We start from the raw sequence: 20,769 nt of genomic DNA, 5'->3' as shown, positions 1-20,769 counted from the left end.
ACTTGAAAACTCAGGTTGAAAACATCACATTAGGTATTCAGTATTAAGCCATGTCTGCCGATAGTGAATCAAAACGCTCGTCCCCATATTGAAAAAATTTTAGCCCACATGACCCAACTTCCAGGTGTTTATAAAATGCTAGGGAAAGAGGGAGAATTGTTATATGTCGGCAAAGCGAAAAACCTAAAGAATCGGGTATCGAGTTATTTTGTTAAAACCATTGAGCATCCTAAAACTCAGGCCTTAGTTGCCAGAATTTATGATATTGAAACTTTAGTCACTCGTTCAGAAACTGAAGCACTACTCCTTGAGCAAAATTTAATTAAACAACATCGTCCGCCTTACAACATCATGCTGCGGGACGATAAGTCTTATGTCTATATTTTTGTATCGGCAGATAAGCCGTATCCTCGGCTTGCTAGTGGTCGCGGCAAAGGGAAGCATCAAATTGGTAAGTTCTTTGGGCCTTATCCAAGTGCCTATAGTGCCCGTGATACTTTACTCGTTCTACAAAAGCTTTTTAATGTACGTCAGTGTGAAAATAGCTACTTTGCACAGCGCAAGCGCCCGTGTTTGCAATATCAGATCAAACGTTGTTCTGCACCTTGTGTAGGGCTGATTTCACCTGAAGATTATAAAGAAGACATTAATAATAGTATTCGCTTTTTGCAAGGTGATACGAAGGAGCTCAATCAAGAGCTCATTGCCAAAATGGAACAAGCAGCAGCTGAACTTGAATTTGAAAAAGCTGTTTTTTACCGTGATCGACTATCTTTACTTCGTGAAGTCCAAGCCCAACAAGCTGTGTTTAAAGTTAAAGGTGAGGCGGATATTCTGGCCATTGCATATCAGGCTGGCGTGACATGCGTACAGATTATGTATGTGCGCAATGGGCGAATGCTAGGTGGAAAAAGTTATTTCCCTGACATGCTTGGTGATGATCTTGGGCAAATGCTCAGTGACTTTATGGCAAACTTTTACTTTCAAGTTGCAGATGAAGTACCCAATGAATTGATTGTGAACATTGCATTGCCAAACCGCAAAGAATTAGAAGAAGCGTTGGCACAGCAGTTTGGCAAAAAGGTTCAGATTAAGAGTAATGTTCGAGAAACTCGTGCCGAGTGGCTAGAGCTAGCTGAAATGAATGTTCAACATGCAATTAAGGGGCAGTTGAGTAACCATTTAGAGCTTAATGAACGTTTCCATCAGTTAGAGCAAGTGATTGGAAGACCCGTCGATCGCATCGAATGTTTTGATATTAGCCATACTATGGGCGAAGCTCCAATTGCGTCGTGTGTGGTGTTTGACCAAGGCGGTGCTCGTAAGCGTGACTATCGCCAATTTGCCATTCAAGACATTACCGCAGGCGATGACTATGCGGCTATGCGCCAAGCCTTAACACGACGTTATAAAAAAGCCATATTGCCTGACTTACTGTTGATTGATGGTGGTAAAGGTCAGCTTCATATGGCGATGGATGTTATGCAAGAGCTTGGGCTCGATGCTTTTATGGTGGGAGTATCTAAAGGTGAAGGACGTAAACCGGGTCTTGAAACCCTGCATTTTACAGATGGCACGAAAATCCAGTTACCAGAAGATCATAAAGCATTGCACTTAATTCAACAGGTGCGTGATGAAGCCCATCGCTTCGCAATTACTAAACACCGAGCTAAACGTGATAAACGCCGTAGCACTTCGGTTTTAGAGGCGATTCCGGGATTGGGTCCAAAGCGTCGTCGAGATTTATTAACCCATTTTGGTGGGATTCAAGGTGTTTTAAAAGCCTCTGAAAAAGAGCTCACGCTTGTGCCTGGTTTTGGGGAAATGATGGCCCGAACGATTTATAAAATTCTGCATGAATAAGTATCGTTTTAAAGGCGGAGTGACAAAATAGCTCGCCAATTACTAAAGGATTGACCATTCACATTCCAATCAAAATGATGAAAGATCCTCCCTAATAACACTTTTGTTTTAGGGAAAGGAATGTCTTTGCTGCAATTGTTTGAAGAAATAAAACAAAAGGAATGGATTGAAATACCTGAAGGGTGGTTGCAAGGACGAACAGTGTTTGGTGGTCTTGTTGCAGGTTTGCTGATGCAAAAAGCGTGCGCCAATATTCAAGATCCAAATAAAAGATTATTGAGTTGTAGCGTTACTTTTGTGGGGCCTGTTCAGCAGGGGCCTGCTCAATTGACTGTTGAAATTTTAAGGGAAGGGAAATCGGTCACTACACTTGAAACCCGTTTATGGCAAGATGGCGCGGTACAAACCATTTTGGTTGCAAGCTTTGGTGTGCCTCGTGCGTCGAATATTGAAGTACGACAAGAACCTATGGTTCCAATTTATACACCACCCGAAGATTTACAACCGATTCCTTTTGCTAGACAAATGCCAGAATGCTATCAACATTTTGATGTATGCTGGGCAGAAGGTCATTATCCTGTTACAGGAAGTCAGTATGCTGACTTTGGAGGATGGTCAAGGTTCTCTCCAGAGAAGCATGAAAATCGTCAAATGACATTGCCAGATTTAATTGTTTTGATGGATATTTGGCCGCCTGGTGTATTGCCGATGTTTAAGCAAGTTGCACCTGCAAGTTCTTTAACTTGGCACATTACCTATGTCCATCCATTTCCACATCAATTATGTGACTGGTTTAAATATAAAGTGGTGACTGAATATGCTGGTGAAGGTTATTCCACGGAATATGCCCATCTTTGGGACCAAAATGATCATTTAATTGCAATTTTACGGCAAACTGTTACGGTATTTACCTAAGCAGTCCACTTCCTCGATTCGTATATTTCGTATAAAGTGGCTGTTACAGATAGATACAATATTGAAGAATGTATTTTTGTCTGTTACAAGATGCATGAAGACTAAATTGGCGGTGTTTATGACCACAGGGCGAATCCTGAATATCCCAAATATCCTAACGTTGGCGCGTATCGCGCTTATTCCTGTATTTTTGGTGATTGCGTATTGGCCGCCTGCAATGGGTATTGGTGAGCAAGCAGGAAATATGAGTCGTCATATTATCTTGACGGCTATTTTTGTGTTGGCTGCTATTACCGATTGGTTTGATGGCTATTTGGCACGAACTTTAAACCAGACTTCAGCATTTGGCCGTTTTTTAGATCCAGTTGCAGATAAGCTCATGGTGGCGGCAGCGCTTATTGTTTTGGTGCAGTGGAATCCAACCATTTCAATGGCTTTTGCGGCAATTGTCATTATTTCACGGGAAATTACAGTTTCTGCTTTACGTGAGTGGATGGCAGAACTTGGTGCAAGAACGAGCGTAGCTGTATCAACAGTAGGTAAATATAAAACAGCTTTTCAGATGATCGCCATTAGTGTGTTCTTACTCAATTGGCAACCTTTAGAAATGTTGGCTTACGCGTTGTTATATACAGCGGTCATTTTAACTTTATGGTCAATGTTTATTTACCTTAAAGCAGCTTGGCCATATTTAAAGCAACCTTAAGCTCAGGTTGAATGATTAAGCCTTTCTATAATGAAAGGCTTTTTTATTTTCAAAAGTGCAAGAATCGGGTCGTCATGGGGCTTTAGCTACTTTAATGTAAGATATGAGTGCTAAGGAGGTGACACATGCAAATGCTTTCTTCTCGGCAATTTGCTGTAATTGCCAATGTAATTGAATATTTATATGAACATCTAGACCAGCAACCAAATCTGGACGATGTTGCTACCCATATGAATTTAAGTTCAAGTTATATCCAACGCCAGTTTCAGGAGTGGGTGGGGATTAGCCCGAAAAAATTTGTCCAATATATGAGTTTGCAGCAGGCTAAATATTATCTGCTACAAAAGCGAAGCTTATTAGAAACCGCTTTAAACACAGGTTTGTCGGGTACTGGTCGTTTACATGATCTGTTTATTCAGCTCGAAGGGATGACACCTGGTGAGTATAAACAGCAAGGTGAAGGCGTTATTCTTAATTATTCGGTTGAGACCAGTCCATTTGGTGAATTGTTAGTTGTAAGTAGTGAAAAAGGCATATGTTCTATACGATTTATCGAAACGCACGAGAATATTGAAGATTTAATTAAGCAGTATTTTCCAAAAGCTCATTTAAAAAATCAGTCACCGATTTGGCATCAACAAGTTGCAGAGTGGTTCGAACAAGACTTTTCAGAACACTTACAGCAGAAACTTCCTCTTAATTTGGCTGGAACTCCATTTCAGTTGCAAGTCTGGGAAGCGTTACTGACTATTCCTGAAGGTCAATTACGAACCTATCAAGATATTGCTGAGCAAATTGGCAAACCTAAAGCAGTTCGAGCCGTTGCCACCGCAATTGGACAAAATCCGATTGCATATTTGATCCCCTGTCATCGAGTGATCCGCGCAACAGGAATGGTCGGAGAATATCATTGGCAAAAGGGGCGTAAATTGGCATTGTTAGCTTGGGAGATGTCAAAGCAACATGGAGAGACCGTATGACTTTGGATTTATTTTCTCCAGAGCCTTGTGAGAATTTATTACCCTACGATGGTGAAGTTCAGGACTATGGTTGTATTTTAAGCCCAGAAGAAGCCGAACAATATTTTCACTATCTTTACCAGCACCTCGCATGGAAACATGACGAGGCTAAGTTGTATGGCAAGCACTTTATTACAGCTCGAAAAGTTGCATGGTATGGAGATGATTACTATCAATATAAATATTCGGGTGTCGCACGTGATTCGTTGCCGTGGAACAAAGCACTCGCCAAATTAAAACAACAGGTAGAGCAAATACTTTCAGAGAAATTTAATTCTTGCTTAGCAAATCTCTATGAAGATGGAACTCAAGGCATGGCTTGGCACAGTGATTCGGATGTGTCTTTGGCAAAAACCACAACAATCGCTTCTTTAAGCTTTGGTGCTACCCGCAAATTTTCTTTTAGACATATTCAAAGTAAAGAGAAAGTTGAATTGTGGCTCCAACCAGGTCAACTCATTGTGATGCGTGGTGAGACTCAACAGTATTGGCAACACCGTTTAAATCGTTCAACAAAGATTTTACAACCACGTATTAATCTTACTTTTCGGCAATTTCAGTTCTTATAAAAATTGGGCAAGAAAAAAGCCCATGATGGCAACATGAGCTTATTCCTCTGAGGGGGATGCTTCTATTGATGAGCTGCTGATGAAAAGAATCACCAATAGGAGCTAAAATCATAATATGAGAATATTGTGAGATATTCAATATTTTAAAGTGTAAGAAAAGTTTAAATTATCATAAGGTGGGGTTTTAGATTTCACCTTTTTCAGATAACTCCATAAAACGTTGCTCAATAAGTGCTGCATTTTCTTGTAAAATTTCGATGAGCTTTTCAACATTTAAAAAATCAAAACGATTTTTAGAGGCAACTAAAGTTAAAGCTAAAGGTACTTCTTTGTTCGAAAAACGTACTGGAACGGCAAGACCAGAAACATTTGGGTCAATCTCACCTTGTGAGAAATAGAAGCCTTGTTTTTTAATTTTACGCATACGCTGAATAAAGCTCGGTTCATCTTCAGCAAAACCTGATTGTTTTAATTCTTGCTGATAACGATGATAGTAATCTTGCATCCGTTGTTTACTTAAATGCGAAACCATCGTTTTTGGAGATGATCCAACGTAAATCGGTCTTGGGCAGCCTCGACCATATGAGAGCAGTTCAGTGTCTTTAAATATTTCATGATGAATGTCAATGCAATAGTCATCATTTAAATAGGTGAGCAAGCAGCACAGTTCGGTACGTTCTACAATATTTCGCATAAACGGGGTGCTGATTTGAACTAATGGGTCTGTTGTGCGAGATATATAGTCAAGAACTGCAATTTTTGAGCCTAAGGTATAATCGCCAGATGTCCCATTAATGCGTTTTAATAGATCAGTAGACACTAGTTCTTTGAGGTAACGGTAACTGGTTGGTTTAGACAAGCCAAGTTCTTCGCAAATAATATCGACATTAATGACTGGACGCGAAACTGAAAATAGGTCCAGTACGGTTAAAATTTTGCCAAAACTTGAAATTGCCATAGCGTCTTGTTCGTATCCTTTAACAATGAGTCATCTTTGAGTTTTTATAACAGAAAAAAAGAAAATTTGTCTCAATTCTAAAATAAATGCCTGATTTGAGTATTTTACTCTGACAAAGAGAAAACTTCTCTTGGCTAATACATCATATCCGATAATCAAAAAACATATCAAATTATCAAATAGAGATATTTTAGTTGACTAAATTGCTTTATTTTGAAAAAATTGCCAAACAAAATATCTAATCGAGAAATTAGTCCATTCTAGGCGAATTTCTTGATACCTCTTCTTTCCAAAGTTTGGCCGTTTAAATAGCGCCCAAATTGAAATCATCTGGGCCAATCAGGCAAGATGTGGAAAAATCATTGTATTGAAGGATGCTCCTCATCTCATTTGCTTTTAGGCAAATGGCAAAGTTTTGTTGTCTCTAGAAAGGCAATTTAACATTGAAGGGCATGCTCATCAGTTCAAATCTGTATTTGAGATGAGTTCATGTTATTAAAGCAAATACTGGCGTTTCGCCCGAGTAGGCTTGATCTGATCTTTGCAATAAAAACATTTATTGCCGGAATGTTGGCGTTATTTGTTTCATTTGAATTAGATCTGATTAACCCGATGTGGTCGATTGGTACAGTCTTGATTATTGCCAATCCTTATTCAGGAATGGTGTCCTCTAAGTGTGTCTATCGTGTTATAGGAACGATGGGTGGGGCAGTGGTTGCCTTAACGCTAACGCCACATCTCATTAATACGCCTTGGTTGTTTACTGTGGTGTTGTCGTTGTGGGTAGGCTTTGCACTTTATGTGTCTTTACTTGACCGGACCCCACGCAGTTATGCTTTTATGCTGGCGGGTTACTCGACAGCCATGATTGTCTTCAACTCGATTACTTATATTGATCAATACAATATTTTTGATATTGCTTTAGCCCGAGTCATAGAGATTTCGATTGGGGTAATTTCAAGTGCTGTGGTTTCTGCCACTATTCTTCCAATGCACATTGGTTCTGCGATTAAGCAGCGCGTTATCAAAACGCTTAAAGATACAGAGAATTTGTTTGCTAATTTATTAACTGCTGATCCTCAGCAGAACAATACTCAACTTTTAGCGACCATTACCCGAGATACCACAGATATTCATGCTTTGGCAGTACATTTGAGTTATGAGAAGGGTGAGTTGCATGGCATGACCAAGCCCTTACAGGAAATGCTTCATCAAATCTCAATGGTCGTTGCGAATCTGGTCGCTTTATCTGAACGTATTAAGCAGCTTCAGGAACTTCGGTTTATCGAAACTCATTCAGAAAAACTGCAACAGCTCTCAGCGCATGTTGTTCATTTTCTGGAGCAAAAAAATTTAATTATTGATGAAAATATTTTGCAGTTACCAGATGAGTTTGAAAGTGATTTCTTGAGTTTGATGGAATCGGCTTCGACACATCAGCAAGTTTTGGTCGCAGCTATGAAAATGGATGTACGTCATTTCATTAGTAATGTTTTAGCGGTTAAAGTTTTGTGGCAAAGAATTCAGCAAGGCAACAAAGAAATCCCTGACAATATTACGCCAATGACCACCAAATATCCAAGTTTACACCGTGACCATGGTGTGGCTATTCGAGGTGGTATTAGTGCAGTCCTTATTACATTTATTGTGACTGGGGTCTGGATTATTTCGGGATGGAAAGCTGGATTTATGATGGCGCAAATGGGTGCAGTAACAGCCTGTATTTTAACGGCCTTAGATAACCCTGTTCCGGTTTTGCGTATTTTTATCTGGGGCAGTATTGCTTCAGCAGTTTTAGTCTTTGTTTATGCATTTGGTATTTTCCCCCATGTCACCACATTCTGGGAACTTGGACTGGTTTTATTGCCGATGTTCCTGTTTGCTGTATCTATGATGGCCAACCAAATGCTTATGCCAGTAGGCATGGTCTTAGGTATTAATACCATGATGGGCCTGAATCTACATAATGCTTATAGCATGGATGCAGTGTCTTATCTTGATGGTTCTTTTGCCATGATCTTAGGTGTCTTAGTGTCTTTAGTTGTCATTGACGTTGTTCGTGCAATGTCTCCAGACACGAGTGCCAGCCGTATTCTGGCCTTGCATTATCGTGCCATGAGACAGGCGATCTATTTGCCTTATGGTCTTGATTTTAAAGTTCACCTGCGCAGTATGTTAGACCGAATTGGGATTCTTAACAGTAAAGTAGTGCAATCTAATGAGATTAAAACCTCAATTCATCAAGCTTTGATTGAGTCGAGCAGTATTGTCGATTTAAGTAGATTACAAGAACTGGCAAATCAGTCTCCCCAAAATTCAGAACTGGCTCATCACATCGGAAATTTGCAACAAAATCTGGATGAACTGTTTAGAGCTAAAGAAAATGATGTAGATAATACAGTGGCTTTGGTTGAGCAAATCCATCACGGTTTATTTGAATTAAAACAGCTTGCTTCAAATATTGAAGATATGACGATGCGACAAAGATTACTCATTTCACTTAACAATATTGCTTATAGCATGTGTCATGTTTCATCAGATCAAATGAATGAGAACAGTACCTTGAGAGGAGCGACAGCAAATGGGTGAGTTTAATGTTTATGGTATTTACGTGCCTTCTTTGCTCATTCAAGCCCTCTTGGCATATATATGTTTTCGTGGGTTAAGTCCTTTGACCAACAAGTGGATTGCACAAGGCTGGATCGCATTACCTAGTATTTTCAATTTGTGCTTTTACCTTTTATTGCTTTTGGTAATACATCAAATTTTTGTTGGGGTGGGTGCATAGAGATGATTGCGAAATTAAAGATTGAGTTAGGTGAGTGAAATGAATCAGGTGGATTTGAAAAAGGTCATCCGTCCAGTAATTTTGATTGTCGCATTAATGGTGGCGGTCTATACCATTGTGCATTTGTGGAACTACTATAATGCAGCGCCGTGGACACGCGATGGTCGAGTGCGTGGTGATGTTATTCAAGTATCTTCGGATGTCGCTGGCCTTGTCACAGAAGTATTGGTTCAAGATAACCAGACTGTAAAAAAAGGTCAGGTGCTCTTTAAAATTGATGTTTCTCGTCGAGCTTTAGATGTAGAGCAGGCCAAATCGGATTTAGCAAAAGCAAACGCAGCCTTTGCTCAAGCGCAGGCGGGTTTGGCACAAGCAAAAGCGAACTTGATTAAATCGGCGAGTAATATCAAATTGGCCGAGAAAAATGCCGGTCGTTACTCGAACCTAATGGATGGCGCTATCTCTAAACAAGAACAAGACCAAGTGTTTGCCACACGTGATCAATCTCTTGCAGAACATGAGCAACTCCAAGCAGCAATTCAGCAAGCTGAAGCAACTGTTAAGCAACAACAGGCCCTCATTGAGGTTGCAACGAGCAATTTGCATTTGGCCGAGCTTAATATGCATCGTGCTGCGGTAATTGCTCCAGCTGATGGTACGTTATCTAACTTTGATATGCGCCCAGGTAACTATGTTCAAGTTGGACAGGCTGTTGCAGCATTACTTGATCGTAAACAGCTCTATGTGGTGGGTTACTTTGAAGAGACGAAGTTAAATCGTATTCATGTAGGTGATCAAGCTACTGTGCAATTAATGGGTGATAACCAGAAAATTAAAGGTCATGTACAAGGTATTGCATCGGGAATTGAAGATCGTGAGCGCTCAAGCAGCTCCAAGCTTCTTGCTAATGTAAATCCAACTTTTAGTTGGGTTCGTTTAGCACAGCGCGTACCTGTGAAGATTGTATTAGATGAAACACCAAAGAATGAACTTGCTTTTGTTTCTGGACGAACTGCAACTGTGCATATCGTTGAAAAATAAAGTCGAAATGATTTAATTAAAAAAAGCATGTAGTTTTAATTACATGCTTTTTTGTTTTATGGCGTTAATCCAACGGGATTTCGATACCAACTCTGAATGAGTAGTGCAGCAGCAAAACTATCTGCCGAGAGCTTTTTTGCGCGGCCCTGTTCTTGGTAAAAACCTAGCTCTTCTCTCGCTTCACGTGTAGTTAAGCGCTCATCCACCATTAACGTTTCTATGTTGGTTTGATGACGTAAACGTCTCGCAAATTTGCGGGCACGTGTAGAGAGTTCAGACTCGCTATCATCCATATTTAACGGCAGGCCAACCAAAAATAAATTGGGTTGCCATTCTTTCACAATTTTTAAGAGTTGATCCCAATTGGGGATGCCATCTTTCATAACAAAAAGAGGGAGAGGGTTGGCACTTTCAATTGAAGACTGGCCAATCGCCATTCCCATTTTTTGAGTACCAAAGTCAAAAGCCATAATCGATTTTGATAGTGTCTCGGTCATTAAGCGTGTCCGATTTCAGAAGCTAACCACGCACGATCTACACCGATTTTTTTATAAGCTGCATCCCAACGGTCGTCATAAGGCAGGTTAAAAATCAGATCCATGTCAGCATCACAAATGAGCCAGTCACCACGCGTGATTTCGTCTTCTAACTGATTTTTGCTCCAGCTCGCATAGCCTAAAGCAATCTGATATCGACCGACACCTTCATTATGGGCAATCGCATCCAGAATATCTTTACTGGTGGTAATACAAACATTTTCACCTACAGCAATAGATGAATGCCATGTTGGTTGTCCGGTATGAAGAACAAATCCAGCTTCGGGACGTAATGGGCCACCTTGTAAAACCGCATGTGGGTTTACATTGTCTGCTTCAATGTCGAGATCATTGAGTAATTCTTTAATTTGGATACCAGAAGGACGATTAATAATAATGCCTTGAGCACCTTCTTCATCATGACGGGCAAGATAAATTACAGTGTTTGCGAAAAAGTCATCTGCCATTTCTGGCGGGGCAATCAGACAACGGTGAGTCAGATATTGTTTGGTCACCTAAGCGGTTCTCCCTCAAAAAATGTCACTAGAGGGCCTCTCGACCCTTTTATCTATATAGGTTCTTTTTATCAACATACAAGAGTTAATCGGATTTCGCCAATCTTTTTCTCTCATTTTCTTTATTAATTTGAAGAAGCCTGAAATTTAAGTTGGCGTAATTGTTTTGCGTGCTGCAAGGTTGTTTCATTAATTTCCACACCCCCTGACATACGAGCTAACTCAAAAATGATTTGATTTTCATCAAGTTCTATAATTGTACTGCTGGCTGGATCAGTTTGTTGTTTTTTCACTAATAAATGCTGATCAGATTGTGCAGCAACTTGTGCTTGGTGAGTAATACATAAGAGTTGGACATGTTGTGCCAAGTCAGCAAGTAAACGTCCTACAACTTCTGCGGTGCCACCACTAATTCCGACATCGATCTCATCAAACACCAAAACTTCAGATTCAGTTTTTTCAGCATTCATGACTTGCATTACGAGAGCAATACGAGAAAGTTCACCGCCTGAGGCTACTCTTGCCAATGGTTGTGGAGGAATGCCTTTATTGGCAGTAAATAAAAGTTGAATAAAGCTTAAACCCTCTGCACCTGGTTGCTCTAATGGTTCGAACTTAAATTCGAAGTGTGCCTCTGGTAGGGCTAAAGGTTTCACTTGTTCAGTTAATTGTTTCGCAAGCGGAGCGGCAGCTTCACGACGAATATTGTCTAAATGCTGAGCTTTTTCTAAAAACTCCTCATGCGATTTTTCAACTTGTTCTGCCAATGTTTCTGGATCTTCAAGTTGATGCAATTGCTCAAGCTCACTCTGCCAAGTTTCGTATTCTTCTTTAAGCGTCTCTGGCTGAGTGCGATATTTACGTGCCAGACGATGGAAAACTTCCAATTTGGAATTTAGTTCTTCCATTCGCTCTGGATCAAAACTTTGACGATCTATAAATTGACGTAAGTTTGCCGTTGCATCGTCTATTTCACTTTGAGCATTAAGTAGAGAATTATAGATCTCAGAAAGTTGTTCGCTGCGCCCCGCATGGGATTCTAATCTGCGAATAATCGAAGATATTTCTTGAGTAATGTTCTGCTCAGCTTCATCTAAAACATTTAAGCTAAAGCTACAGTCTTGCATGATATGTTCATGATGACTAAGTCGATCAAACTCTTGCTCAATTTCTTTATAGTCGGTTTGAATGACTTCTTCGAGTTCTTCAATTTGATGCTCTAAAGTACCAATCCGTTGTAGACGGGTTGCTTGTGCATCTAGAGCAGCTTGGTGTAAACGAATGGTACGTTGCCATGTGCTATAGGCTTCACGTACATCATTCGCTTCAGCATAAAAATTGTTATAACGGTCTAGCCAATGCTTTGGATAAGGCGGTTCAAGAAGTTGTTGCTGACTATGCTGACTATAGAGTTGAACCAGCAAACGCCCTAACTCTTTAAGTTCAGATAGACTGCTCGGGCGCCCATTAACCCATGCTTTACTACGTCCGGTTGCAAAAATAACACGACGTAAATGAATTTCCCCAGAATCATCATCTAGCTCATGGTCTTGGAGCCATTTTGCTTCAGGACTATTATTCTGATAGGTGAAAACCGCGGTAATATCCGCTTTGTCCGAACCATAACGGACATAATTTGTATCTGTACGTTCCCCGAGGCAGGCAGAGAGTGCATCCAGTAATAATGATTTTCCGGCACCTGTTTCGCCTGTTAGAACATTAAATCCTTGTTCTATATCAATAGCTAAATGATCAGCTAATGCAAAATTAATTAAAGTTAAATGTGTGAGCATAAACGCATCCAACGCGCCAAATTATGGGTTAAAGATAGAGAAGTTTTGAATTTGCTACAAGTGATCTATTATTCTAACTGAAATTATAGAACAGCAAGATTGCGGATATTTACAATGAAAAAAACATTAAGCTTACCGAAACCACCCATAGGGATGGTCAATCGTCATAAAAAAAACAATCCTGCGGAAATGAATAAAATTTTAAATCAACATTTTAATGCATTTAAACAAGCAGCTGCACAAGGTAATTATGCCAAAGCTTATCAACATGTTAAACAAGCTGTTAGCTTAGTTCCTAAGCATCCGGGAGCTTTATCTGACTTGGCTTATACCGAATTGCGCTTAGGCCGTTATAACGAGGCCTATCAACATTATTTGCAAGCGATTCAGGTGAGTGGAACTAATGTAAATACAAACTTATATGATGGACTCACAGAGGTTTGTCATCATTTAAATAAAAAAGAAGAAACGATCAAATTTGGACGCTTAGCAATTACAACAAAAAAAGAGCTAGCGAAGAGCGAACCTATTTTATCGATTCCAGATCATGCACCACCAGCATTTAGTACAAACCCTGAAGAAAATATTATTGCCTTCTCATTATTTGGGGCAAATCCTCGCTATTGTGAAACCTCTATTTTAAATACTCAGCTAGCCAAACAGATTTATCCAGAATGGACGTGTCGATTTTATGTCGATGATACTGTGCCAGTACTGGTGCAACAGCGGTTAAAAGAAAAGGGCGCGCAAGTCATCCAAGTTACAGATTCTCAAAAACAACTATCTGGACTATTTTGGCGCTTTTTTGTGATGGATGATCCTGCAATTAAGCGTTTTCTAATACGTGATGCCGACTCTATTGTGTCGCACCGCGAAAAGGCGGCTGTAGATGTATGGCTCAAGAGTGATAAATGGTTTCATTTAATGCGCGATAATTATTCTCATACTGAGTTAATTTTGGCTGGAATGTGGGGCGGGTGTACAGGGATTTTTCATAATATTGAAGCACATATCAGAGATTATGTTGCCACCGGACGTTATCTGGATAATCGGGTGATGGATCAGCATTATTTGCGCTACTGTATTTGGCCGACTTTAAAACAAAGTGTGCTTATACACGATAGCCAGCAATTCGATTCAGATGCTATCGATTTTCCAGCTTATGATCTGGCGTTAATGCAAAATGACAGTGAAAATTTTCATGTAGGAATGAATGACGGTTCACCGGTAATTGCTACAGCAATTGCCCATCCAACGGCGCAAAAAGTGTGTTGGATACTCCTAGATGAAAATCAGGTCGAAGTTTGCAGATACGATGCAATTGTGTCGAATAGTCGAAATATTGAGATTAACTTACCTTATGCTTTTGCCAAAAAAATTCAGGCACAGCAGTGGAAATTACAAGTCTATCCGTATGAAAACTGATTGATTAGTTATTTAGGCACAATTAAACTACATTCATCATAATTTATATAAATACGGCATTATCTGGAGAATCTGCATGAGTTCAACCCAATTTGATCATGTAACGGTCATCAAAAAATCAAACGTTTATTTTGGTGGAGCATGTATCAGCCATACCGTGCAATTTGAAGATGGAACTAAAAAAACATTAGGTGTTATTTTGCCGACTGAGCAGGCTTTAACTTTTGAGACGCATGTTCCTGAGCGTATGGAAATTATTTCAGGTGAATGTCGCGTAACAATTGCGGACAGCACTGAAAGTGAGTTGTTCCGTGCAGGCCAATCATTTTATGTACCGGGCAACAGTCTTTTTAAAATCGAAACTGACGAAGTACTCGATTATGTGTGCCATTTAGAAGGCTAAGAAATTCCTGTTCAAATCGGGTACACTATGCTCAAAGAAATCCTGTGAAGTTGGCTTTGCAGGATTTTTATTTTTTTGCTCAAACGTTGTTAGAGGTCATGCATGGCAAAACAGGAATATTATTATGGCGTTCATTCAGTGGAGTCATTGTTAGAACTTGAGCCGGAGCGTGTGCTAACCCTGTTTACTTTAAAAGGACGGGATGATCAGCGTTTGCAAAAGATTTTGCAATTGGCAGAGCCTTTTGGAATCAGTGTACAAAAAGCAAGCCGCGATAGCCTTGAGAAACTTGCAGGTCTACCATTTCATCAAGGTGTAGTTGCCGCAGTACGTCCACATCCTGTCTTGAATGAGCAAGACCTCGATCAAATTTTAAGAGAAACTCCGGATGCTTTGTTGTTGGCATTGGATCAGGTGACAGACCCGCATAACTTAGGAGCCTGCATTCGTACCGCCGCTGCGATGGGCGTGCAAGCTGTTATTGTGCCTCGTGATCGTTCGGCTAGTTTGACACCAACTGCTCGTAAAGTTGCAGCAGGTGGAGCCGAGAAAGTTAAATTTATTCAAGTTACGAATTTAGCTCGTACATTGGCTCATCTTAAAGAAACAACTCATGTACGCGTAATTGGCACTATGCTTGATGAAAGTGCGTTGCCACTTCAAAAGTGTGACTTCTCTGGCGCAGTTGTAATTGTAATGGGAGCTGAAGACACAGGTTTGCGTCCTATTACACAGGCGCAGTGTGATCATAAAGTTTATATTCCGATGTCAGGAAACCTACAAAGTCTAAATGTCAGCGTAGCGACAGGTATGGCACTTTATGAGGCTTGCCGTCAGCGTTCTGAGGTATAATCTCACTGCCTTTCTAGTTTTTAAGTCATCTTGATATGTCTCCCCGTAAGCAAGGTTATTTCTTTGTATTGGTGACCATGTGCATTTGGGGCGGGTTTACGCTTTTTGCCCGTTTAAATGCACAGTGGCATATCAGTGCTTGGGACATAGCCGCATTGCGTTTCGCTATAGCCTTTCTAATTTTAATGCCTATTCTAATCTATAAAAAAGATCTCGCTTTTTTATGGAGTAAGCATGCTGTTATTTTAGCCTTGATTGGCGGGGTCATTTATTGTCTCACCGTCTATACCGCTTTTCTCTATGCTCCCGCTGCGCATGCTGCAATTTTCTTAAATGGTTGTATTCCAATTTGTACTGCGTTTGCAGCATACATTTTATTTAGACAGCCGTTTGATAAGCATACCTGGGTGAGTCTGGTAATTATGATTACTGCCTTGACTCTCATGAGCGTGTTGATGTTGCAAGGTAATGCTTCTGCTTTTGGCGTGGGTGATTTACTTCTTTTTATTAGTGCGATTTGGTGGGGTATTTTCACTGTATTACTTAAACAGTGGAAACTTTCTGCATGGCACTCTATGGCAAGTGTTGCGATTTGGTCTGCAATTATTTACTTACCCATCTATGCTCTATTTTTACCAAAGCATTTCATGGAAGTTAGTCCTATCCATTTAGCGATACAGGGCATTTTCCATGGTGTGTTTGTGGTTATTATTGCAACTCTGACTTATGTGGCAGCGATTCAGCGACTTGGCGCTTTTAAAACAGGAAGTATTGTAACTTTAGCGCCATTTATTGCTGCCATTTTAGCTGTACCTTTACTCGGTGAAGCATTAAGCCCATCTATTGTTGTAGGTTTGGTTGGAATGGGGATCGGTGCCTTACAACCTTGGCGATGGTTCCGACCAGATAGCTTGGCACAACAAATTAAGCAGCAAAATAAATCAAATTAGTTTGTACGCTTCAAATAGCTTTGATGTAACGGCTCTAATTGCTGATGTAAATGTTCGAGTAATCCATCATTAAACACAATGTCATTGGCAAGTTCGCGTTTACGTTCGCGTGACATTTGGGCTGCAATAATTTTCTGAATTTGTTCTTGGTTTTGCCCATCGCGTTGGCTGGCACGCTGAATTTGAGTTTGTTCACTCGCATCAACTAATAAGGTGTGGTTTACCAATTCATGCTGGTTGGTTTCAAAAAGTAGTGGTGAAACTAAAATCACATAAGGACTCTTTGGGTTTTGCAACTGCTGAATAATAGATTGGCGAATGGCTGGATGCGTGATTTTCTCGAGTGTTTGTCTTGCTTCAGGATTTTGAAAAATATATTCGCGTAGGGCACGACGATCGAGATTACCATCGGATTGAAGTACCCAATCCCCAAAAGTTTGTTGGATTTTTTGCAGGGCAGGTTGGCCTTTCTCAACCACTTCGCGAGCAACGATGTCGGCATCGACGACTTGTATTCCTTGGGATTCAAACCATTGTGTTGCAGCAGATTTTCCACTGCCAATACCACCTGTGACTCCCAGAATAAAAGCCATCTTAACCTCCCAAATAGATTTTCATAATTTGATCACCCCATAGAAAGGCAACCCAACCCGCAATGGCAATGTAGGGCCCAAAGGCAAAGGGCTGATTGTCATTGCGTAATTTTAATAAAATGATGCCAATAATTGCACCTAGTAAAGATGACAATAACACAATTAATGGCAGCATCAATGGCCCCATCCACGCGCCTAATGCGGCAAGCAATTTAAAGTCGCCGTAGCCCATGCCTTCTTTGCCTGTAATCACTTTAAATAAGTAATACACAATCCAAAGACATAAAAAACCAATCAGGTAACCCCAAATGGCTGAGTTAGGTGAGGTGTAAATATTAAAGGTGTTAATGCCCAAACCAAGCGCAGCTAAAGGTAGAGTAAAACGGTCGGGTAGCAGCTGAGTATCAAAGTCTATAAAGGTGAGGGCAATCAGGACCCAAGTCAGAACTAGTCCCAAAAGCATTTGTATGGTTGGACCAAACACCATGACCACAACCAGTGAACATGCCATTGTTAATAGTTCAATCGCTGGATAGCGAATGCTAATAAGATGCTTGCAATGACCGCATTTTCCTCTTAACATCAACCAGCTTATGACAGGAATATTTTGATACCAACGGATGGGCTGATGGCACTCTGGACATGATGAAGAAGGCTTGCTTAATGTCAGTTTTTCATGATCAATAATGGGTTGATCAGGGTCGAGTAGCATTTGACATTCTTGCTGCCAATCTTGTTCCATCATTTTTGGGGTGCGATAAATCACCACATTAAGAAAGCTACCAATACATAGGCTCAATAATGCAACTGCAATATAAAGTGCAGTTAAGTTTTGAATAAAATAAGCAATAATTTCTTGCATTATACAACTGAGCCCATTTGGAAAATTGGAAGATACATAGCAATCACCAGACCGCCTACAAGTACCCCTAAAATTGCCATAATTAAAGGTTCCATCATTGAAGTTAAGCCATCAACGGCATTATCAACTTCATTTTCATAGTACGTTGCAACTTTATCTAGCATGCTGTCTAGTGCACCAGATTCTTCACCAATTGCGACCATTTGTATAGCCATAGATGGAAAACGATTTGAAACGCGCATTGCAAATTGGAGTTGTTGACCTGTAGCAACATCTTCACGAATTTTCATGACGGCTTGTTCATAAATGACATTGTTAGTTGCACCAGCTGTTGATTCAAGCGCATCAATGAGAGGAACACCAGCTGCAAAAGTTGTTGCTAAAGTACGGCTGTAACGGGCAATAATCGCCTTATAAACCAGATCACCAAAGATGGGTAGTTTCAGGGCAAGTTTGTCTAAACCATCACGGAATTTTTTACTACGCTTTTTAGCTTCCAGAAATGCGGCAATGATTGCCCCAATCACAATAATCAGAATGAACCAGTATTCCTGCATCCATTTCGACATATTTACGACCATTTGTGTAAAAGCAGGTAGATCTGCACCAAAGGAGGAAAATAGATCTTGGAAGACGGGAACGACTTTAACCATCAAAATAATAGTAACAACCACAGCAACCACAATAACCGTTGCTGGATATTTCATAGCTTTCTTAATTTTCTGTTTAAGCAACTCACTTTTTTCTTTGTAAATTGCCACGCGGTCCAGCATGGTTTCAAGCGCACCAGACTGTTCGCCAGACTCTACAAGAGAGCAAAACAGTTTATCGAAGTGCTGAGGATACTTTCTTAAAGCTGAGGCAAAAGTACTACCACCTTCAACTTCACCTTTAATACCGAGTACCACCTCGCGCATAGCTGGGTTTTCTAAACCTTCTGCCACAATTTCAAAGCCTTGTACTAGTGGGACGCCGGCTTTCATCATGGTTGCAAGTTGTCGTGTGAAAATCGTGATATCGAGCGTTGATACTTTTTTCTTAAATAAACCTTCAAGAATATTTTTACGCTTTTCTCGAATATTACGAACAGTCACACCTTGTTTGCGTAGGGTGACTTTGGCTAAAGCCATATTTTTAGCCGGAAGTTCCCCCTTAATTTTTACGCCTTTACGGTCAACCCCTTCATAAGCAAAAGTCGGCATCAATTGTGCCTTTTTGACAGTCATGACATTATCCTTATTTTAAATTGTCTTTTATTCACTGGTTACGCGGTTGACTTCTTGTAAAGAAGTAACACCTTGCATAACTTTCTTTAAACCTGAGCGACGCAGATTATTAAACCCCAGTTTTTCAGAAGCGGCAGCGATTTCTAACGCATTGCCATCTTCCATAATAATCTTGGAAATCTCAGGTGTGACTTTCATTACTTCATAAATACCAACTCGACCTTTGTAGCCCTCACGACATTCTGGACAACCGACTGGTTGAAAAACTTGAAAATCGGGATGCGTCAGATCTTGTTCGGTAAAACCCATTTCCAATAGGCTTTGTTTAGGAATGTCAGTAGGTACTTTACATTGAGAACATAGTCGACGTGCCAAACGCTGAGCAATGACCAGATTGACTGATGTTGCAATATTGAAAGACGGAACGCCCATATTGCGTAGACGAGTCAGTGTTTCAGGAGCACTGTTGGTATGTAGCGTGGACATCACCATATGACCTGTCTGAGCAGCTTTAATCGCGATTTCAGCTGTTTCTAAATCACGAATCTCACCGACCATAATAATGTCAGGGTCCTGACGTAAAAATGACTTAAGTGCAGCTGAAAAAGTTAGACCTACCTTAGGGTTCACGTTAACCTGATTAATGCCTTCAAGGTTAATTTCGACTGGATCTTCGGCAGTAGAAATATTGGAACTTTCAGTGTTTAAAATGTTGAGGCCTGTATATAAAGATACAGTCTTACCAGAACCTGTTGGACCTGTGATTAAAAGCATACCTTGTGGCTTATCTAAGGCTTCCATAAAGAGTGCTTTTTGCTCTTCTTCATATCCTAGTGCATCAATTCCCAGCATGGCACTCGATGGATCGAGAATACGTAGAACTAACTTTTCACCAAATAAGGTCGGAAGAGAGTTCACACGAAAATCAATTGCTTTAGATTTTGACAGCTTGAGCTTGATACGACCATCTTGAGGGACACGCTTCTCAGAAATGTCCATTTGAGACATCACTTTTAAGCGTGAAGCCAAACGATTAGCCAGTTGCAAAGGCGGATTTGCAATTTGACGCAAAACGCCATCGACCCGATAACGGACCCGATATGATTTCTCATAAAGTTCGAAATGTAAATCAGAAGCCCCCATACGAATCGCATCAATCAATAACTTGTTAATATATTTAACAATAGGTGCTTCATCGCCTTGTGGAGTATCTTCATCCTCTTCTGGAGCAGCTGAGGTATCAAGATCTACATCTAGATCAAACTCTTCATCGCTAAACTCGAAACTACTTTCTTCAGTAAATTGCTGTACCAGAATTTTCTCGAGTTTATGATGCTCGACAATAACCGGCTCAACCATAAGCTTGCTGTTGAAGCGAATAGCATCAATAGCATCAATATTGCTAGGATTACTGGTTGCAACATATAAAATCTGTCCTTTTTTTACGAGAGGCAAGATCCGATGTTTTAAAATCAGTTTCTGGTCGACCAAATCTTTAGGAATCTGGCTGACATCGTAAACGTCCAGATCAAAATATGGCTCAGCAAATTCAATAGAAATTGTTTCAGCTAATAAAGAAGGGGAGAGATTAACCTCTTCAATCAGGTACGCAACAGTATCCTGTTTAGCTCTTTTTGCTGCATCTAGTGCTGCTTGCATGGTCGCTGCCGACACATGTTTTTCTTCGACTAATCGTCGAAAAAACCCCGAAAATTTTGGAGATGTATGTATGACTGACATCTGCCTACCTGTGCT

General features: G+C 40.4%; 20 protein-coding genes and 1 pseudogene. 13 read left to right on the top strand and 8 right to left on the bottom strand.

All coding sequences use genetic code 11. From position 1 onward, the window contains the following. Positions 1–63: 63 nt before the first annotated feature. The 5 genes from uvrC (at position 64) to ACS604_RS11055 (ending at position 5,072) form a co-directional block, all read left to right on the top strand. On the top strand, positions 64–1,863 hold the full coding sequence (gene uvrC, locus ACS604_RS11075; protein WP_474771784.1) for an excinuclease ABC subunit UvrC: 1,800 nt from the start codon (positions 64–66) through the stop codon (positions 1,861–1,863). Between the two features lie 120 nt (positions 1,864–1,983). Further along, positions 1,984–2,778, top strand: a complete 795-nt coding sequence (locus ACS604_RS11070; RefSeq protein WP_474771783.1) for a thioesterase family protein — start codon at positions 1,984–1,986, stop codon at positions 2,776–2,778. A gap of 118 nt (positions 2,779–2,896) precedes the next feature. After that, complete coding sequence (gene pgsA, locus ACS604_RS11065; RefSeq protein WP_004795051.1) at positions 2,897–3,484, top strand: CDP-diacylglycerol--glycerol-3-phosphate 3-phosphatidyltransferase; 588 nt, start codon at positions 2,897–2,899, stop codon at positions 3,482–3,484. Positions 3,485–3,609: 125 nt separating this feature from the next. Beyond that, on the top strand, positions 3,610–4,464 hold the full coding sequence (locus ACS604_RS11060; RefSeq protein WP_474771781.1) for a methylated-DNA--[protein]-cysteine S-methyltransferase: 855 nt from the start codon (positions 3,610–3,612) through the stop codon (positions 4,462–4,464). Beyond that, on the top strand, positions 4,461–5,072 hold the full coding sequence (locus ACS604_RS11055) for an alpha-ketoglutarate-dependent dioxygenase AlkB family protein (protein WP_474771780.1): 612 nt from the start codon (positions 4,461–4,463) through the stop codon (positions 5,070–5,072). Before ACS604_RS11060 ends, ACS604_RS11055 begins: the two co-directional genes overlap by 4 nt. 184 nt (positions 5,073–5,256) lie before the next feature. On the opposite strand, the gene ACS604_RS11050 is transcribed toward ACS604_RS11055, so the two are convergent. Beyond that, positions 5,257–6,030 (bottom strand): IclR family transcriptional regulator, encoded by a 774-nt coding sequence (locus ACS604_RS11050; protein WP_004795045.1) that lies wholly within the window; start codon positions 6,028–6,030, stop codon positions 5,257–5,259. A 367-nt stretch (positions 6,031–6,397) separates the two neighbouring features. Here ACS604_RS11050 and ACS604_RS11045 point away from each other — a divergent pair. From ACS604_RS11045 to ACS604_RS11030, 4 genes and pseudogenes are all read left to right on the top strand, one after another. After that, a pseudogene (locus tag ACS604_RS11045) lies at positions 6,398–6,529 on the top strand (hypothetical protein). Next, positions 6,520–8,619, top strand: coding sequence for an FUSC family protein (locus ACS604_RS11040; RefSeq protein WP_474771778.1), 2,100 nt, complete (start codon positions 6,520–6,522; stop codon positions 8,617–8,619). The pseudogene ACS604_RS11045 and the gene ACS604_RS11040 overlap by 10 nt, the downstream one beginning before the upstream one ends. Then, on the top strand, positions 8,612–8,818 hold the full coding sequence (locus ACS604_RS11035; protein WP_474771776.1) for a DUF1656 domain-containing protein: 207 nt from the start codon (positions 8,612–8,614) through the stop codon (positions 8,816–8,818). Before ACS604_RS11040 ends, ACS604_RS11035 begins: the two co-directional genes overlap by 8 nt. Before the next feature lie 39 nt (positions 8,819–8,857). Further along, entirely contained in the window at positions 8,858–9,859 is a 1,002-nt protein-coding gene (locus ACS604_RS11030; RefSeq protein ID WP_004795040.1) for an HlyD family secretion protein, read from the top strand. Positions 9,860–9,915: 56 nt separating this feature from the next. Here ACS604_RS11030 and ruvX read toward each other — a convergent pair whose 3' ends face one another. The 3 genes from ruvX to recN form a co-directional block, all read right to left on the bottom strand. Beyond that, complete coding sequence (ruvX, locus tag ACS604_RS11025) at positions 9,916–10,356, bottom strand: Holliday junction resolvase RuvX (RefSeq protein ID WP_005301800.1); 441 nt, start codon at positions 10,354–10,356, stop codon at positions 9,916–9,918. Then, positions 10,356–10,910, bottom strand: a complete 555-nt coding sequence (locus ACS604_RS11020) for a YqgE/AlgH family protein (RefSeq protein WP_003654562.1) — start codon at positions 10,908–10,910, stop codon at positions 10,356–10,358. Before ACS604_RS11020 ends, ruvX begins: the two co-directional genes overlap by 1 nt. Positions 10,911–11,035: 125 nt before the next feature. Next, positions 11,036–12,703: a DNA repair protein RecN gene (gene recN, locus ACS604_RS11015; protein WP_151964086.1), complete on the bottom strand. Its 1,668-nt coding sequence runs from the start codon at positions 12,701–12,703 to the stop codon at positions 11,036–11,038. 114 nt (positions 12,704–12,817) lie between these two features. On the opposite strand from recN, the gene ACS604_RS11010 reads away from it, so the two are divergent. From ACS604_RS11010 to ACS604_RS10995, 4 genes are all read left to right on the top strand, one after another. Beyond that, positions 12,818–14,128 carry a tetratricopeptide repeat protein gene (locus ACS604_RS11010; RefSeq protein ID WP_474771773.1) on the top strand — a complete coding sequence of 437 codons (1,311 nt, stop codon included), beginning with the start codon at positions 12,818–12,820 and terminating at the stop codon, positions 14,126–14,128. Between the two features lie 76 nt (positions 14,129–14,204). Further along, entirely contained in the window at positions 14,205–14,531 is a 327-nt protein-coding gene (ppnP, locus tag ACS604_RS11005; RefSeq protein ID WP_004795031.1) for a pyrimidine/purine nucleoside phosphorylase, read from the top strand. 102 nt (positions 14,532–14,633) lie between these two features. Continuing rightward, positions 14,634–15,383 (top strand): 23S rRNA (guanosine(2251)-2'-O)-methyltransferase RlmB, encoded by a 750-nt coding sequence (rlmB, locus tag ACS604_RS11000; protein WP_004795029.1) that lies wholly within the window; start codon positions 14,634–14,636, stop codon positions 15,381–15,383. Between the two features lie 35 nt (positions 15,384–15,418). After that, positions 15,419–16,333, top strand: coding sequence for a DMT family transporter (locus ACS604_RS10995; protein ID WP_174726984.1), 915 nt, complete (start codon positions 15,419–15,421; stop codon positions 16,331–16,333). Here the strand turns inward: ACS604_RS10995 and coaE are convergent. The 4 genes from coaE to pilB are packed head-to-tail and all read right to left on the bottom strand — an operon-like array spanning position 16,330 to position 20,754. Further along, the gene (coaE, locus tag ACS604_RS10990) at positions 16,330–16,926 is read right to left on the bottom strand and encodes a dephospho-CoA kinase (RefSeq protein WP_474771771.1); all 597 of its coding nucleotides are present in this window, start codon (positions 16,924–16,926) and stop codon (positions 16,330–16,332) included. The two genes, ACS604_RS10995 and coaE, sit on opposite strands and share 4 nt — an antisense overlap. Before the next feature lies 1 nt (position 16,927). Then, entirely contained in the window at positions 16,928–17,788 is an 861-nt protein-coding gene (locus ACS604_RS10985; RefSeq protein WP_474771769.1) for a prepilin peptidase, read from the bottom strand. Beyond that, on the bottom strand, positions 17,788–19,014 hold the full coding sequence (locus ACS604_RS10980) for a type II secretion system F family protein (RefSeq protein WP_151964081.1): 1,227 nt from the start codon (positions 19,012–19,014) through the stop codon (positions 17,788–17,790). The genes ACS604_RS10985 and ACS604_RS10980 overlap by 1 nt, the downstream gene beginning before the upstream one ends. 27 nt (positions 19,015–19,041) lie before the next feature. Then, a complete protein-coding gene (pilB, locus tag ACS604_RS10975) occupies positions 19,042–20,754 on the bottom strand; it encodes a type IV-A pilus assembly ATPase PilB (RefSeq protein WP_474771767.1) in 1,713 nt (570 codons plus the stop codon). Positions 20,755–20,769: the final 15 nt, after the last annotated feature.

The sequence above is a fragment of the Acinetobacter sp. Li1LvA2 genome (assembly GCF_056156705.1).
Note: the sequence above shows the minus strand (reverse complement) of the source record. Positions and strands in the feature narration are given on the sequence as shown.